The organism is Paraburkholderia sp. J11-2 (genome assembly GCF_905220185.1).
In the GTDB taxonomy this organism is placed as follows: Bacteria; Pseudomonadota; Gammaproteobacteria; order Burkholderiales; family Burkholderiaceae; genus Paraburkholderia.
On the sequence record NZ_CAJMYY010000028.1, the window covers coordinates 14642 to 28181 of the forward strand.

Genomic DNA, 13540 nt, shown 5'->3' on the forward strand with positions numbered 1-13540 from the left:
CCCGACGCGGGAGTTCGTTTCAAACCGCGAGGTCGAATCCCGGATGGAGCGAAAGTGTCATGAGCAAGTATCTGCGACTATTCCTTGCGGTCCCGTTTTTACTACTCGCGGCAGCCTGTTCAACGCAGGAGGCTTTTTCAACGGGAGCGGGTGATCCAGAACTGGAGGCTCAAGCGCGCGCAGCGCTGCAGCAACTGTTTGACACTGCGCCCAGAGCCAGGGACCTTCATGATCGGGCAAAGACTGTACTCGTATTTCCAAATATCGTTCGCGCGGGCCTCGGGGTAGGCGCGCAAGGCGGACGAGGAGTACTCTTCGACTCCGACGGTAAAGTTCTGGGCTACTTCAGAAATACCGGGGTTTCCTGGGGCCTGCAGGCTGGTGCGCAGACGCTCTCGGAAGCGTTGTTCCTGATGACCGACAGCGCCGCGCGCCAACCCTTCGATAGTAGCGGTTGGGCCGTTGGCGTAGGCCCGACCGTCGTCGTCGTGGATGCGGGTGCAGGCAGGTCGATGAACACGACAACGCTGCAGGCGGATGTCTACGCATTTATCTTTGGTCAGCAGGGGTTGATGGCCGGGCTCGGCGTACAAGGCCAACGGATTACGAGGCTCAATCCATGAGTTGGACAACGGCTTCATCGCACATCACGTTAGTGCCACTATTCCACTACACTCGCTCGCGCTGGTAGTCGTCTCCGCCCGCCACGTGCCATGCATAGACTCCGACAAACGGAACCATTGCATTGCCGAAAGTCTGTGGCGGGCCTAAAACCCCGGCGCACAACGGACCTGCGACTATCGCCGTGAGCAACTACATGTAAACCGTCTTCTGCACGGGACCAGCCTCCGCTTTCCTCGCCAGTAGTGTCAATCGAGAAATGGAAACATGATGGGCTTGATGTTGTCCTCCCATGTAGCGATACGACCAGAATTCGCGTAGTGCGCGACGGAATAACCCGCTTTCCGCCCGCGGTCCAAAAATTGCCCGCACGTTATCACTCGTCCAATCGCGGGACATGGGCCGGTAACCGCCAAACTGGCAATTCATGGATTTCATGCGGTTGTCTCGCACGCGGAGTGTTCGCGGATCAATCCGCCGTGCATTACCGTTGCGTGTTGGAATTCACGTGACTGCCCGTACCGAGCCCTACACGAAAGGGAAACTGCCTCTCAACCGATCAGCAAGCTTACTGACGACCACCGTGTATGTTGCCGGCCACGCCGCCCGCGACGCCGCCAATAATTGCGCCGGTCCACGCGTCGCCACCTGCGATCACCGCAATGCCCGCGCCGCCGGCCGGCCCGATCGCCGAGCCGCTCATCGTTCCCTGCTGACGAGGGGTCATATCCGTGCAGCCGAAGACGGCAACGAGTGTTCCTCTGCCGTTCGCTGCGGGCGAAGACGCCTGCCGGCCACCTGAAACAGGCCCACACGCATCCATGCCCCGCGCTACCTGAATAATCATCACCACACTCGTCGCGGGTTTTGGACCGATTGTGATTGAAGCCAAAGCAACGCGAATATAAGTCCGGGAGCAAGCGAACGCCGAGCTGTTCACCGCATGCGTCCATTCTCCACGAAGCGCCGGTGCCACGACAACGCTTCGCCAAGAAGATGCGGCGTGTGCTTGCCGACGCTCTCGCGGCAGGCGCGCTCGAAGTAGTCTTCGAGCAACGGACGATAATCGGGATGAGCGCATTGGGCGATGATGGCCCGTGCGCGCTGCTTGGGCGAGAGTCCGCGCAGATCCGCGAGCCCCTGCTCGGTCACGATCACGGTCACGTCATGCTCGGTGTGGTCAACATGGCTCGCCATGGGGACGATGCACGAAATGGCGCCATTCTTCGCAATGCTTGGAGTCACGAAGCACGACAGGAACCCGTTACGCGCAAAATCTCCCGACCCGCCAATGCCGTTGATGATCGACGTACCCGCGACGTGAGTGGAATTGACGTTGCCGTATATGTCGGCCTCCACCATACCGTTGATGGCGATGCAACCCAGGCGCCTCACCAGTTCGGCGTGGTTCGAGATTTCCTGGGGACGCAGCACGATACGGCTGCGGTAATGGTCGATATTGCGCTGGAATTCCTCGACGCCCTCCGGGCTCAGCGAGAGCGCTGTGGCTGAGGCGACGCGCATTGTGTCGGTACGGATCAGGTCCAGCATGCCATCCTGGATCACTTCAGTGAATGCGCTGAGGCCTTCGAAGCCGCCGTCGCGCAAACCACTGAGTACGGCATTGGCGATGTTGCCCACGCCCGATTGCAGCGGCAGGAGTTCGGGCCTCAGCCGTCCGTGAGCGATCTCATGCCGGAAGAATTCGACGAGATGTCCGGCGATGCGCGCGCTGATTGCGTCGGGTGCTGCGAAGCGGCCGAGTCGGTCGGGCGCGTGTGTCTCGACGACCGCCACCACTTTAGCGGGATCAACGCGTAAATATGGCTCGCCAATGCGGTCGCCGGGCGCGACGAGCGGAATCGGCTTACGCCCCGGCGGCAGCGCGGTGCCGTAGTAGATGTCGTGCATACCGTCGAGTCCGGCGGGCTGATTCGAGTTCACCTCAAGGATCACCTGGCTCGCCAGATCGAGCCACGTCTTGTTGTTGCCCACCGAAGTCGAAGGAATCAGGCGTCCGTCAGGCAGAATCCCGGCCACCTCGATCACCGCCATGTCGATCGGGCCGAGAAAGCCGAACCAGGCGTACTGCGCCACCTGCCCGAGGTGGATGTCCATGTACTCGATTTCGCCGCGATTGATGCGCGCACGCAGTTCGGGGTCGCTCTGGTAAGGCAGCCGAAAATCGATCGCTCCCACTTTGGCAAGCGCCCCGTCGAGTTCCGGCGCGGTGGATGCGCCAGTCAGCACGCGAATGGCGAACCGTTCGCCCCGGGCATGTGCGCCCTCGATCAGCCGCGCGAGCTCGAGCGGCACGGCCTTCGGATACCCTGATCCGGTGAACCCGCTCATGCCTACCGTCATACCCGGTTGAATCAATTTCGCCGCAGCAGCAGCGGGCATGATTCTCGACATGAGCGAGGCTTGCTGAATTCGCGTTTCCATACGCGTTCCCCCATGTTTGAACTGCGAGGCGCCCACTCGAGCCGGACTCAGGAGCACTCAAGGGCAACATCGACGCCAGCCAGTGCCTTCACGTGCGCGGCGGCGCTTCGCCCCAGTGACGACAGTGCGTAGCCACCCTCCAGACACGAAACAACACGTCCCGCCGCATGTTGCCCGGCGACTTCGACGATGCGCTGCGTAACCCATGCATAGTCGCGCTCAGTCAGGCAGAGGTTGCCCATGTCGTCTTCACGATGCCCGTCGAAGCCCGCCGAGATGAAAATCATCTCTGGCTTGAAGGCGTTCAGCGCAGGGAGCCACTTGTCGATGACCGCGGCCTGAAGTGCCTCTCCGCCGGAACGTGGCGGCAGCGGCACATTCACCATGTTTCTGCCCCGCGCAAGGTGTCCCGAATACGGGTAAAGCTGATCCCCGAAAATCGAGCACATGAGGACGCGATCGTCGTCATGAAAGATGTCTTCGCTGCCGTTCGCGTGATGCACGTCGAAGTCGACGAGGGCCACGCGGGAGAGACCGTGCACGTTCAGTGCGTGACGAATCCCCACCGCGACATTGTTGAAAAAGCAGAACCCTCCAGCTGCAGCAATCGCAGCATGGTGCCCTGGGGGCCGCACGTTGCAGAATGCCGAGTCGCACTCGCCGCCGATCACAAGGTCGGCTGCGAGCACAGCAGCCCCTGCCGCGCGCAACGCAGCGATATAGGTACAAGGATTCATGCTGGTGTCGGGATCGACATGCACATACCCTTCAATCGGCGTCATGCCCACCAGGTGTCGGATGTACGCGACGGAGTGTACCTGGGCGAGCTGCTGCTCGGTGGCAAGCGGCGCGTCGTAGGTCCGCATGTAGTCGAGGAGCCCCTTCATGAGCAGCATGTCATGGATGGCGCCAATACGATCGGGCGACTCCGGGTGCATGTACCCCATCTCATGACGCTCGCAATCGGGGTGGGAAATATAGGCTGGAAACACGTCGGCTGCTCCGAATCGAGAAGAACTGGCCGCGTGACTGACGGGAGCCTGCGGTCTCGCCAGCACGCGCGGGCTTACTCCAATGCGTCGAGTACGCGTGCACGGATTTCCTCGACGCTGCCGAGGCCCGAGACGCGCCGGTATTGCGGCGCTGTCAGGCCATGCTCGGCGCCGCGCCGCATCCATTCGGTGTAGTAGTCGATCAACGGCCTGGTCTGCGCGACGTAGACCTGGAGGCGCTTCCTGACCGTTTCTTCCGTGTCGTCATCTCGCTGGATCAACGGTTCGCCCGTCAAGTCATCCTTTCCTTCGACCTTCGGCGGATTGAACTTCACGTGATACGTGCGGCCCGATGCCGGATGGAAGCGGCGGCCGCTCATACGGACGATGATCTGATCGAACGGCACGTCGAGTTCGAGGACGTGATCGATCGTGACGCCGGCCTGCTTCATCGCCTCGGCTTGCGGCAGCGTGCGCGGAAATCCATCGAACAGATAGCCGTTCTTGCAATCGGGCTCGCGCAGGCGTTCCTTCACCAAATTGATGATGAGCTCATCGGGCACGAGTTCGCCCGAATCCATGTAGCGCTTCGCCTCGAGGCCGCATGGCGTGCCGGCCTTCACTGCCGCCCGAAGCATGTCACCGGTGGAAATCTGAGGTACCCGAAATTTTTCGCCGATGAAGCGAGCCTGTGTACCCTTGCCCGCGCCGGGCGCACCCAACAATATCGAACGCATTTGATGTCTCCTGTCTCCGGCCGTCAGGGCACGGCATTGCATGCCATTGAATTCTCGGCGCCGGCGCAGGCTGACTCTTGATGTGCATCAATCGAAGCAGAGCAATGTGTCAGCGCGGAATGTAGGCAAATCCCTACAACATCGCACATACGACTACGACACTTTCAGCCCGCACTGATTTCGCCTCTCCAGAACGCAAACAATAATGCTTTCACATACTCGACCCGCGCCCCCTTCGGCGCAGTGCGACCGGAATCAGGAGAAAGCGATGAACGGCAGCGAAGTTACCCTTCGATCACTCGTGGACAAGTGGCTGGCTCCCACTTTTTCGGCGCCGGCGCGCGTCGCGCAAGTGGGTCGCTTGCTGGCCACTCGTAGCCGCTTCGTGCGGATCGAAGGCCGCACCTCGAGCGGCACACTCACAATAGTCTTCTTCCGCCACAACGACGGCTCGTGGTGCGTATTTCCGCCCGCGCAGACAAAGCCGGCAATGCGTCAACGTCTTGCCGCGCACTGAGCTCGTTGTCGGGAGCGCGACGCTCCAGCGATTCAGGCGAGGCAAGTATCACGTCATCGTCAACACTGCAGCGCCGCTCAACCGCCCTTCGCGCAAATCGGCGAGCGCCTCGTTCGCGCGCGCGAGCGGGTACGGCGTGGTCTCGATTTCGAGCTTGTGGCGCGCGGCGATTTCCATGAACTTCACGCCGTCTTCACGCGTGAGATTCGCCACCGAGACAATGCGCCGCTCCCCCCACAGCCACGCGTAAGGAAACGAGGGAATGTCGCTCATGTGGATGCCGCCGCATACGACCGTGCCGCCCTTCGTCAGCGAGCGCAGCGCGGCGGGCACGAGTGCGCCGACCGGCGCGAACAACAGCGCCGCGTCGAGTTCCTCGGGCGCGCGCTCGTCGCTGCCGCCGGCCCACGTTGCGCCGAGCCGCCGCGCGAACTGCTGCGCCGCGGTATCGCCCGGACGCGTGAAGGCGTAGACCGTACGCCCCTGGTGACGCGCGACCTGCGCGACGATATGCGCCGCAGCGCCGAAACCGTAAATGCCGATGCGCCGCGCATCGCCCGCCATCGCCAGCGAGCGATAGCCGATGAGCCCCGCGCAGAGCAGCGGCGCGGCTTCGACGTCGCTGTACTGGCGCGGCAAATGGAAGCAGTAGCGGGCGTCGGCGACAGTGCGCGTAGCATAGCCGCCGTCGATCGTGTAGCCCGTGAAGCCGGGCGCATCACAGAGGTTCTCGCGCCCCTCGGCGCAAAAGCGGCACTGGCCGCAGGTATGGCCGAGCCACGGCACGCCCACGCGGTCGCCCGGCGCGAAGCCCGTCACGCCGGTTCCCAGCGCCGCGACCGTGCCGACGATCTCGTGGCCGGGAATCACCGGCTTTTTCGGGTGCTCGAGGTCGCCGTCTACCACGTGGAGATCGGTGCGGCACACCCCGCATGCAAGCACGTTGATCAAAATCTCGCCGTCGGCCGGCGCAGGGTCTCGCAACTCGACATCGCGCAGGAGAGGACTCCCACCATCAAATATCATCGCTCGCATTGCTCGCTCCTCGCCGCCGTATTAGCGCTGTCTCGACAGTACGATCTGGCGACAATGCCCTCGATCTCCACCAAGCTTGTCATGGCAGCGCGCCAATACCGCCGCAGCATTCCATACATCAACACCGAGTTGCAGTGTTCATCGGGCTAACCGAAGTGAACCGACGTCGTACCCCGGCCGAGTGTTGGATTCCTCGCGAATCACTGTTCGATGCGCCTGACATGTCGCCACCCGGAGCGTCCCACTGCCTTGGCGGTTTCATCCTGATATAGATCAATTTAGGTACGCGCGGTGGGACGCTCTTTGAGTCCGGTCTGTTTGATGGGGGCGCGTTGCCGTATGCAATGTCAGGGGCCGCGCAATTCCGCTTGATCTCGGTCAAATACCGCCATGGTTGCGATGCTTGGGCTACGAGCCTGCATGGCGCGCGAATCTACGTGCCCTGTGCTCATCCTCAACCATTAGGTGGGCCGACCCAACAGATAAGCAATGCGTTAAAGGCGCTACGGAACCTGTCCTCGATAGCGCTTTGTGAACGTGAGGAGTGCGTTCGAGGGGCAGCATTGATCTGCATCAAATGATCGTGCACGGGTTGGCTGTTTCATGTTCGCTACGGGTCGGCATTCAAATGCGGCAGACCCCATCTGCCAGTGGGGTCGCACAGATGACGCTCATCACCGCATTCGTCGCGCTCGTCTTCCTCTACGCTCTCGTGTCCCGACGCCTCGAGCGGACCGTAGTTACTGCGCCTATCCTGTTCACAGCGCTCGGCGCACTCATGTCGTTCTCGCATGAGGCGCTGACAGAACTCGCGCTGGACCGGAAAGATCTGCTGCTGATCGCCGAGCTGGGTCTCGTGATGACGCTGTTCACGGACGCCTCCCGCGTGCGACCGCAGATGCTCAAGGGTGAGACCAATCTGCCTGTCCGTTTGCTAAGCGGTGGAATGCTTCTCACCATGACGCTTGGCATTCTTGGTGCGATGGTTGTCGTGCGGTCGCTTACGTGGTGGGAAGCAGGCATTCTCGCGGCAATCCTGGCGCCGACCGACGCGGGGCTCGGACAGGCCATCGTCAATAGCCCACGCGTGCCGCGGCGCATTCGTCAGGCACTGAATGTGGAAGCAGGGTTGAACGACGGCCTCTCGGTCCCCTTCCTCATGTTCTTCATCGCGTTGGCGCAGACCAGGGAGACAGGCGCGGGCGGTTCGGTGCTGGCCCGCTTCCTGATTGAGCAGCTCGGTTACGGAACGCTGATCGGACTTGGCATTGGTCTGAGCGGCGGTTGGCTGCTCGGTCTCTGCCGTCGCAAGGAATGGATGGCCGTACCACTCACGCAGCTTGCCGTCGTTGCGCTCCCCTTTGCCTGCGTCCTGGCTTCGGAGGCCACCGGCGCGAGCATGTTCATCGCCGCCTTCGTCGCCGGGCTGTCGACCCAGGCGGGCTTCGGCGAAATCGGCAAGCACAGCGTCGAGTTCACGGAGGATTGGGGGCAACTGTTTAACTACTTCGTCTTCTTCCTGTTCGGGCTCCTCGTCACGCGTGTGTGGCGGCAGTTCGATTTCGCCGTCATTGCCTATAGCGTGTTGAGTCTCACGCTGATCCGCATGATTCCCGTCGCGCTCGCGTTGAGGGGCACGCACCTCAGTTCGCCGACCGTATTGTTCATGGGTTGGTTCGGCCCGAGAGGGCTCGCATCGATCGTACTCGGCCTCGTCTACCTTGAAGGTGACACAAAGCTGCTTGGCGAGGCGACCATCAAGCTGGTCGTCATGGCGACGGTACTGTTGAGCATCGTCGCACACGGGCTTACCGCGTTGCCCGCGATCCGCAGCTATACGCGTGCACTCGCGACTCTGGGTGACGACGCGCCCGAGCACGAGACTGTCGGCGTCGATCGTGCGAGCGCGGGTGGTCCCTGATTCGCGATGGTCTCGCTGGTTGCGCAAAAGAACGCCTGCGCTAGCCACGCACGACCAGCACCGGACACGACGAAATACGGAGAAGCCCCTCGGAGACGCTGCCCAGCACCGCCCTGCTCACACCGTGCCTGCCGTGCGTACCCATCAGAACAAGATCGGCGTCCTGTATTTTTGCGCAGCGCTGCAGGCATTCCGGGATCGAGTCAGATTTCCCAAGTGTCTCGCAAATCTCATACGTGGCGGCCACTTTGCGGTCTTTCATCGCTAGCCGTACTTCTTCGAGTGCGACGCGGCCGTCCTCGTTCAGCACCCTGCCGAGCGCTTCAGGATCGAAGTAGCCGGAGTAAGGCGCAAGGCCCCATTTATGCACGACGTACACCGCATGCACGTGCGCGTGAGCCACTGCTGCGAGCGAGGCGGCCTCCTTCGCAGCGCGGCGAGCGGATTCACTACCGTCGACTGCCAGCAGAATTTTTCTATAAGCGGGCTTTGTCATTTGACGGTCTCCCTGGGGCGCGACGTGACGACCGCCCAACCGTATCCGACTGGCTCCAGGTTCGGCTGATCTGCGTCAAGTGAAGCCGAACCGGCGGCGGCTTTGCGCGCCCCAAAACTAATTGATCTGAGTCAACCGCGTTCACGGTCGAGGCCGTGAGACTGAAGCAACACGACACGAGCGATATGCGTCGTGACTGCTACCGACTTGCACATGCGAGGAGACTATGTCCCACCCCGACCCAACGCCCGCCGGCGTCGCTCCATCCCCGATCCCCTTGTTGAAGGGCGCCACCATCGACGGCATGCCGGCGTATCGCGCGCTCGTCGATGAAGCGCAGCGCGACCCCGACTCGTTCTGGGCACGTCTCGCCCGCGAGCACCTCGACTGGAAACGCCCGTTCACACGCACACTCGATGCGTCGAATGCGCCGTTCTTCAAGTGGTTCGACGACGGCCTCCTCAATGCCTCGTACAACTGCCTCGACCGCCATCTCGCAAACGGTTCTGGCGAGCGCACCGCACTGATCTTCGAGGCGGACGACGGCAAGGTCACGACGCTCACCTATGCCGGATTGCACGCACGCGTATGCCGGGTCGCAAACGCTCTGCGCGCACGCGGCGTGCGGCGCGGCGATCGCGTGATGATCTATCTGCCCATGTCGATCGAAGGCGTAGTCGCGATGCAGGCGTGTGCGCGCATTGGTGCGCCGCATTCTGTCGTGTTCGGTGGTTTTTCCGCCAAGTCCCTGCATGAACGCATGGCCGACGTCGGCGCGTGTGTGCTCATCACCGCCGACGAGCAGGTGCGCGGCGGTCGCCATTTGCCGCTCAAGACGATCGCGGACGAAGCGCTCGAGATGGGCGGCGCTGCGAACGTGCACACCGTGATCGTCTATCGCCGCACGGGCGGCCCGATTCCGTGGAACGCGCAGCGCGACGTTTGGCTGCATGAACTGGAGCAGGCTCAGTCAGCCGAGTGCGAACCCGAATGGGTCGACGCGGAGCATCCGCTTTTCATTCTTTACACCTCCGGCTCCACGGGCACACCTAAAGGCGTGCAGCACAGCACCGGCGGCTATCTGCTGTGGGCGGCGCTCACGATGAAGTGGACTTTCGATATCCGGGCGTCCGACGTGTTCTGGTGCACGGCCGACATCGGCTGGATTACGGGCCATAGCTATATCTGCTACGGCCCGACCGCTGCGGGCGCAACGCAGGTTATCTTCGAAGGCGTGCCGACGTGGCCCGACGCTGGCCGCTTCTGGCAGATGATCGAGCGCCACAAGGTCTCGATTTTCTATACCGCGCCCACCGCCATCCGCTCTCTCATCAAGGCGGCGGACAGCGAACCTGCTGTGCACCCTTCTCGTTACGACCTCAGCACACTGCGCCTGCTCGGCACTGTAGGCGAACCAATCAATCCGGAGGCTTGGCGCTGGTTCGCGGAAAATGTAGGCGCGGGCCGCTGCCCCGTTCTGGACACGTTCTGGCAAACCGAGACCGGCGGCCACATGATCGCGCCGCTGCCTGGCGTCACGCCGCTGGTGGCAGGCTCGTGCACACTGCCGCTGCCCGGCATCGAGGCGGCTATCGTCGACGAATCGGGACACGATGTTCCAAACGGCCAAGGCGGCCTGCTCGTCATCAAGCGGCCCTGGCCTTCGATGCTGCGTACGATCTGGGGCAACCCCGCACGCTATCGTGCCGGCTACTTCCCGGAAGAACTGGGCGGCAAGCTCTATCTCGCCGGAGACGGCGCCATTCGCGACACGCAAACCGGCTATTTCACGATCACGGGCCGCGTGGACGACGTGCTCAACGTCTCCGGTCACCGTATGGGCACCATGGAAATTGAGTCTGCGCTGGCTGCGCACCCGCTTGTCTCGGAGGCTGCCGTGGTAGGCCGTCCCGATGCGACCACGGGCGAAGCGATCGTCGCCTTCGTCGTGCTCAAGGGCCCGCGTCCGGTCGAGGAAGAGGCGCAGCGCGTAGCCGATACATTGCGCGCCTGGATCGGCCACGAAATCGGACCGATCGCCAAGCCGCGGGAAATCCGCTTCGGCGACGCCATGCCGAAAACGCGCTCCGGCAAGATCGTTCGCCGCCTGCTGCGCTCCGTCGCGAAGGGCGAAGCCATCGAGCAGGACACTTCGACCGTCGAAAACCCCGGCGTCATTGCCCAGTTCGGCAAGGCTGCGTAAACAGGAGACACTCACCATGAAAACTTCCGCACCCAATCCCGCTGCGCTCGGCCTTGCCGGGTTCGCCCTCACGACGTGGCTGCTCAGCATGATCAATGCCGGATGGTTCGGCGGCGAGGCGCTCGGTCTCGTGCTTGCCTGCGCCCTGGCGTTCGGCGGCAGCGCGCAGGCCATTGCGGGCCTGATCGAGATTCCGCGTGGCAATACGTTCGGCGCCACGGCCTTCATCGCCTATGGCGCGTTTTGGTGGTCGCTCGCGCTGTATCTCATGTACCTGCACGAGCACGTCGTGCCGGCTTTTGTCGGCTGGTATCTGCTGCTCTGGGGTGTATTCACACTTTACATGTGGATTGCCACATGGCGCGCCTCGCGGGTCCTGCAACTCCTCTTCCTCGCGCTGTGGATTACGTTCTTCCTGCTGGCCGCGAGCGAATGGACAGGCTCGCTCCTGATCCATCACGCAGGGGGTTATGCCGGGCTCTTTACGGCACTCGTCGCGTTCTACCTTTCCGCGGCGGAGATCATCAACGAAACCCACGGCCGCTGCGTGCTGCCGACCGGCGCGCCGGCCCGCTCGAATGCCGATGACCTCGCCGCTGCACGCCCTGCGTGAACCTGAACGACTGGAGCACACCATGACCGAGCTTCAACGCATCGAATACGAACCCGCGCCGTTGCTGCCGCCCGCCCCCGCGAGCGGCGAGGCGCAAGAGTTCATCAGCCTTCCGCGCCCTCACCTCGACGGCGGCGCGCCTCTCATGACGGTTCTAGCCCACCGCAAAAGCACGCGCACCTGTGCCGACTCGGCCCTGACGCTCAATACGATCGGCGAACTGCTCTGGGCCGCCGACGGCATCAACCGGCCCGAAAGCGGTGGCCACACCGCGCCATCCGCGCACGGCATTCACGAGATCGACATTTACGCTGCGCTCCCCCTCGGTGTGTATCGTTACGAGCCTGCGCTTCACCATCTCGTGCTCAAGCATCGCGTCGACGCGCGCAACATGACCGGCTATCAGGACTTCGTGGCGAAGGCGCCGCTCGACCTCGTGTATGTGCTGCGAGGGTCGCAGGTTCTCGATACGCCGCCGCAGCAACGCGAACTTTTCGCTGGGATAGCGGCGGGTGCGATCTGCCAGAACGTTTCGCTTTACTGTGCGTCCGAGGGGCTTGCCACCGTAGTGCGAGGCTGGATCAATCGCAGGCTGCTCGCCGATGCGCTGCGTCTGAACGAGGACGAGATACCGCTCCTCGCGCAAACGGTCGGCAAGCTCCCGGTGAACTGATCCGCAGACTGGGCCGAGGCGAAGCGGCGTAAGCCGGAAAAGGAAACCACGATGATGACACGCGTCGATTTGAGCGCCGTGCAACGCGTTTATCGGCTTTGTTACGTCCGTACGCCCTGGGCATGGTTCACGCGCATTCCACTTGACCAGCAATGGGGCGAGCACTGGGAACGGGCGCCGTTCACGCGCGAGGCCGGCCTGCCCTACTCCGATGCGCCCGAACAGATCCTCAAGGTCGGCTTCGACGCGCCGCTGCTGGATCCGGAAACGGGAGAGCACGCTCACCCGTACAGCGTCCAGGAGATCAACACGCAAGCGGCGCCGTGGCTGCGCACCGAGAGCTATCTCTGCGGCCCCCCCATTCACATCATGGCGGGTGTAACGCTGCAGCGGTTTACGGAACTGGTCGAACTGGCAGGGGGAATCGTCTACGCTCCGCTAGGCTGGGGAGAACTCCCCAGGCTGCAAGTGACGTCGGACGCTGCACACTGAACGGGTGTGATGTGATTCGATTCGGAGCGGGGCCGCGGTTGCCGCAACGGTGCATAAATTCAATGGGGGTCGATTGAATCGTTCCCCCAGCCGGCGATATCGCCCAGGAAGACAAAGAAAAGAGACGATCTGATGAAGCTCCTTTTTGGCTTCGTCGATGCCGGCAGTGTCGTTGAACGTCGTGCCGGTGGCTTGCTGCATGTCAATCCGTGCATGGCTTCTGCCGATGCTCATGAAGTCGCGGGCCGCGAGCAGGACCAGGACTCCGATAAACAGCATGATGCTGCCAGGATCAAACGTCTCCTCCCTGCGCAACCCACCACCGGTTACTGAGCCGGCCCGCGAACGAGCAGCACCGGACACTGTGCCGAGCGCACGAATCGCTCCGCGACACTGCCGAGCAGTGCGCGTTTGATACCGCGCCTGCCATGGGTACCGAGCACGACCAGTTGCGCACCGTGTTCCGATGCGCAGCGCTGCAGACATTCCGCCACGCTGTCGTTGATGTCCTCAATATGGAGCAGTTCCGTTTCGCACTGCACGCCAGCCACCTGCGCTTCGGCACGGGCCTCTTCGAGCTGGATCACGGCATCCTCGCGGTACGCTGCAATCGTGTCGGCGGGCACGTAGGTGAGTCCCATGCCCACGCCCATGGGTGCCACGATATCGAGCGCATGCACAATACGCAGTTGCGCGCCCGTTAAGCCCGCGAGCTTCACCGCTTCGGCAAGCGCCCGCTTCGATGTTTCGCTGGCGTCGTAAGCCACCAGTATTTTTTCGTACATAGCAATCTCC

At 62.5% G+C, this 13540-nt stretch carries 15 protein-coding genes; 8 read left to right on the forward strand and 7 right to left on the reverse strand.

Annotated elements, in window-relative coordinates; all coding sequences use genetic code 11:
- The first annotated feature begins 59 nt into the window (after window positions 1-59).
- On the forward strand, window positions 60-623 hold the full coding sequence (locus tag U5A57_RS31655; RefSeq protein ID WP_321915623.1) for a YSC84-related protein: 564 nt from the start codon (window positions 60-62) through the stop codon (window positions 621-623).
- Window positions 624-1189: 566 nt separating this feature from the next.
- Here the strand turns inward: U5A57_RS31655 and U5A57_RS31660 are convergent.
- From U5A57_RS31660 to adk, 4 genes are all read right to left on the reverse strand, one after another.
- The gene (locus U5A57_RS31660) at window positions 1190-1348 is read right to left on the reverse strand and encodes a hypothetical protein (protein ID WP_321915624.1); all 159 of its coding nucleotides are present in this window, start codon (window positions 1346-1348) and stop codon (window positions 1190-1192) included.
- Between the two features lie 209 nt (window positions 1349-1557).
- On the reverse strand, window positions 1558-3066 hold the full coding sequence (locus tag U5A57_RS31665) for an acetyl-CoA hydrolase/transferase family protein (protein WP_321915625.1): 1509 nt from the start codon (window positions 3064-3066) through the stop codon (window positions 1558-1560).
- Between the two features lie 47 nt (window positions 3067-3113).
- Window positions 3114-4058: a histone deacetylase family protein gene (locus U5A57_RS31670; RefSeq protein ID WP_321915626.1), complete on the reverse strand. Its 945-nt coding sequence runs from the start codon at window positions 4056-4058 to the stop codon at window positions 3114-3116.
- Between the two features lie 74 nt (window positions 4059-4132).
- Window positions 4133-4795, reverse strand: a complete 663-nt coding sequence (gene adk, locus U5A57_RS31675; protein WP_321915627.1) for an adenylate kinase — start codon at window positions 4793-4795, stop codon at window positions 4133-4135.
- Between the two features lie 268 nt (window positions 4796-5063).
- Here adk and U5A57_RS31680 point away from each other — a divergent pair, with 268 nt between their 5' ends.
- The gene (locus U5A57_RS31680; protein WP_321915628.1) at window positions 5064-5312 is read left to right on the forward strand and encodes a hypothetical protein; all 249 of its coding nucleotides are present in this window, start codon (window positions 5064-5066) and stop codon (window positions 5310-5312) included.
- Between the two features lie 48 nt (window positions 5313-5360).
- Here U5A57_RS31680 and U5A57_RS31685 read toward each other — a convergent pair whose 3' ends face one another.
- Window positions 5361-6347: a zinc-dependent alcohol dehydrogenase family protein gene (locus U5A57_RS31685; protein ID WP_321915629.1), complete on the reverse strand. Its 987-nt coding sequence runs from the start codon at window positions 6345-6347 to the stop codon at window positions 5361-5363.
- A gap of 577 nt (window positions 6348-6924) precedes the next feature.
- Between U5A57_RS31685 and U5A57_RS31690 the strand changes: the two genes are divergently transcribed.
- Window positions 6925-8268 carry a cation:proton antiporter gene (locus U5A57_RS31690; RefSeq protein WP_321915630.1) on the forward strand — a complete coding sequence of 448 codons (1344 nt, stop codon included), beginning with the start codon at window positions 6925-6927 and terminating at the stop codon, window positions 8266-8268.
- Window positions 8269-8308: 40 nt separating this feature from the next.
- Here U5A57_RS31690 and U5A57_RS31695 read toward each other — a convergent pair whose 3' ends face one another.
- Window positions 8309-8764: a universal stress protein gene (locus U5A57_RS31695; protein WP_321915631.1), complete on the reverse strand. Its 456-nt coding sequence runs from the start codon at window positions 8762-8764 to the stop codon at window positions 8309-8311.
- 226 nt (window positions 8765-8990) lie between these two features.
- Between U5A57_RS31695 and acs the strand changes: the two genes are divergently transcribed.
- From acs to U5A57_RS31720, 5 genes are all read left to right on the forward strand, one after another.
- The gene (acs, locus tag U5A57_RS31700; protein ID WP_321915632.1) at window positions 8991-10967 is read left to right on the forward strand and encodes an acetate--CoA ligase; all 1977 of its coding nucleotides are present in this window, start codon (window positions 8991-8993) and stop codon (window positions 10965-10967) included.
- 16 nt (window positions 10968-10983) lie between these two features.
- Entirely contained in the window at window positions 10984-11580 is a 597-nt protein-coding gene (locus U5A57_RS31705) for an acetate uptake transporter (protein ID WP_321915633.1), read from the forward strand.
- A 22-nt stretch (window positions 11581-11602) separates the two neighbouring features.
- On the forward strand, window positions 11603-12253 hold the full coding sequence (locus U5A57_RS31710) for a nitroreductase family protein (protein ID WP_321915634.1): 651 nt from the start codon (window positions 11603-11605) through the stop codon (window positions 12251-12253).
- A 51-nt stretch (window positions 12254-12304) separates the two neighbouring features.
- The gene (locus U5A57_RS31715) at window positions 12305-12745 is read left to right on the forward strand and encodes a hypothetical protein (RefSeq protein WP_321915635.1); all 441 of its coding nucleotides are present in this window, start codon (window positions 12305-12307) and stop codon (window positions 12743-12745) included.
- A 132-nt stretch (window positions 12746-12877) separates the two neighbouring features.
- The gene (locus U5A57_RS31720; protein WP_321915732.1) at window positions 12878-13078 is read left to right on the forward strand and encodes a hypothetical protein; all 201 of its coding nucleotides are present in this window, start codon (window positions 12878-12880) and stop codon (window positions 13076-13078) included.
- Here the strand turns inward: U5A57_RS31720 and U5A57_RS31725 are convergent.
- The gene (locus U5A57_RS31725) at window positions 13072-13530 is read right to left on the reverse strand and encodes a universal stress protein (RefSeq protein WP_321915636.1); all 459 of its coding nucleotides are present in this window, start codon (window positions 13528-13530) and stop codon (window positions 13072-13074) included. The genes U5A57_RS31720 and U5A57_RS31725 overlap by 7 nt on opposite strands.
- Window positions 13531-13540 lie beyond the last annotated feature (10 nt).

Bases quoted from the DNA above. Each gene is read 5' to 3' on its own strand.
- U5A57_RS31655 (WP_321915623.1), top strand. From the start codon at position 60: ATGAGCAAGTATCTGCGACTATTCCTTGCGGTCCCGTTTTTACTACTC.
- U5A57_RS31660 (WP_321915624.1), bottom strand. From the start codon at position 1,348: ATGACCCCTCGTCAGCAGGGAACGATGAGCGGCTCGGCGATCGGGCCG.
- U5A57_RS31665 (WP_321915625.1), bottom strand. From the start codon at position 3,066: ATGGAAACGCGAATTCAGCAAGCCTCGCTCATGTCGAGAATCATGCCC.
- adk (WP_321915627.1), bottom strand. From the start codon at position 4,795: ATGCGTTCGATATTGTTGGGTGCGCCCGGCGCGGGCAAGGGTACACAG.
- U5A57_RS31680 (WP_321915628.1), top strand. From the start codon at position 5,064: ATGAACGGCAGCGAAGTTACCCTTCGATCACTCGTGGACAAGTGGCTG.
- U5A57_RS31685 (WP_321915629.1), bottom strand. From the start codon at position 6,347: ATGCGAGCGATGATATTTGATGGTGGGAGTCCTCTCCTGCGCGATGTC.
- U5A57_RS31690 (WP_321915630.1), top strand. From the start codon at position 6,925: ATGATCGTGCACGGGTTGGCTGTTTCATGTTCGCTACGGGTCGGCATT.
- U5A57_RS31695 (WP_321915631.1), bottom strand. From the start codon at position 8,764: ATGACAAAGCCCGCTTATAGAAAAATTCTGCTGGCAGTCGACGGTAGT.
- acs (WP_321915632.1), top strand. From the start codon at position 8,991: ATGTCCCACCCCGACCCAACGCCCGCCGGCGTCGCTCCATCCCCGATC.
- U5A57_RS31705 (WP_321915633.1), top strand. From the start codon at position 10,984: ATGAAAACTTCCGCACCCAATCCCGCTGCGCTCGGCCTTGCCGGGTTC.
- U5A57_RS31710 (WP_321915634.1), top strand. From the start codon at position 11,603: ATGACCGAGCTTCAACGCATCGAATACGAACCCGCGCCGTTGCTGCCG.
- U5A57_RS31715 (WP_321915635.1), top strand. From the start codon at position 12,305: ATGATGACACGCGTCGATTTGAGCGCCGTGCAACGCGTTTATCGGCTT.
- U5A57_RS31720 (WP_321915732.1), top strand. From the start codon at position 12,878: ATGAAGCTCCTTTTTGGCTTCGTCGATGCCGGCAGTGTCGTTGAACGT.
- U5A57_RS31725 (WP_321915636.1), bottom strand. From the start codon at position 13,530: ATGTACGAAAAAATACTGGTGGCTTACGACGCCAGCGAAACATCGAAG.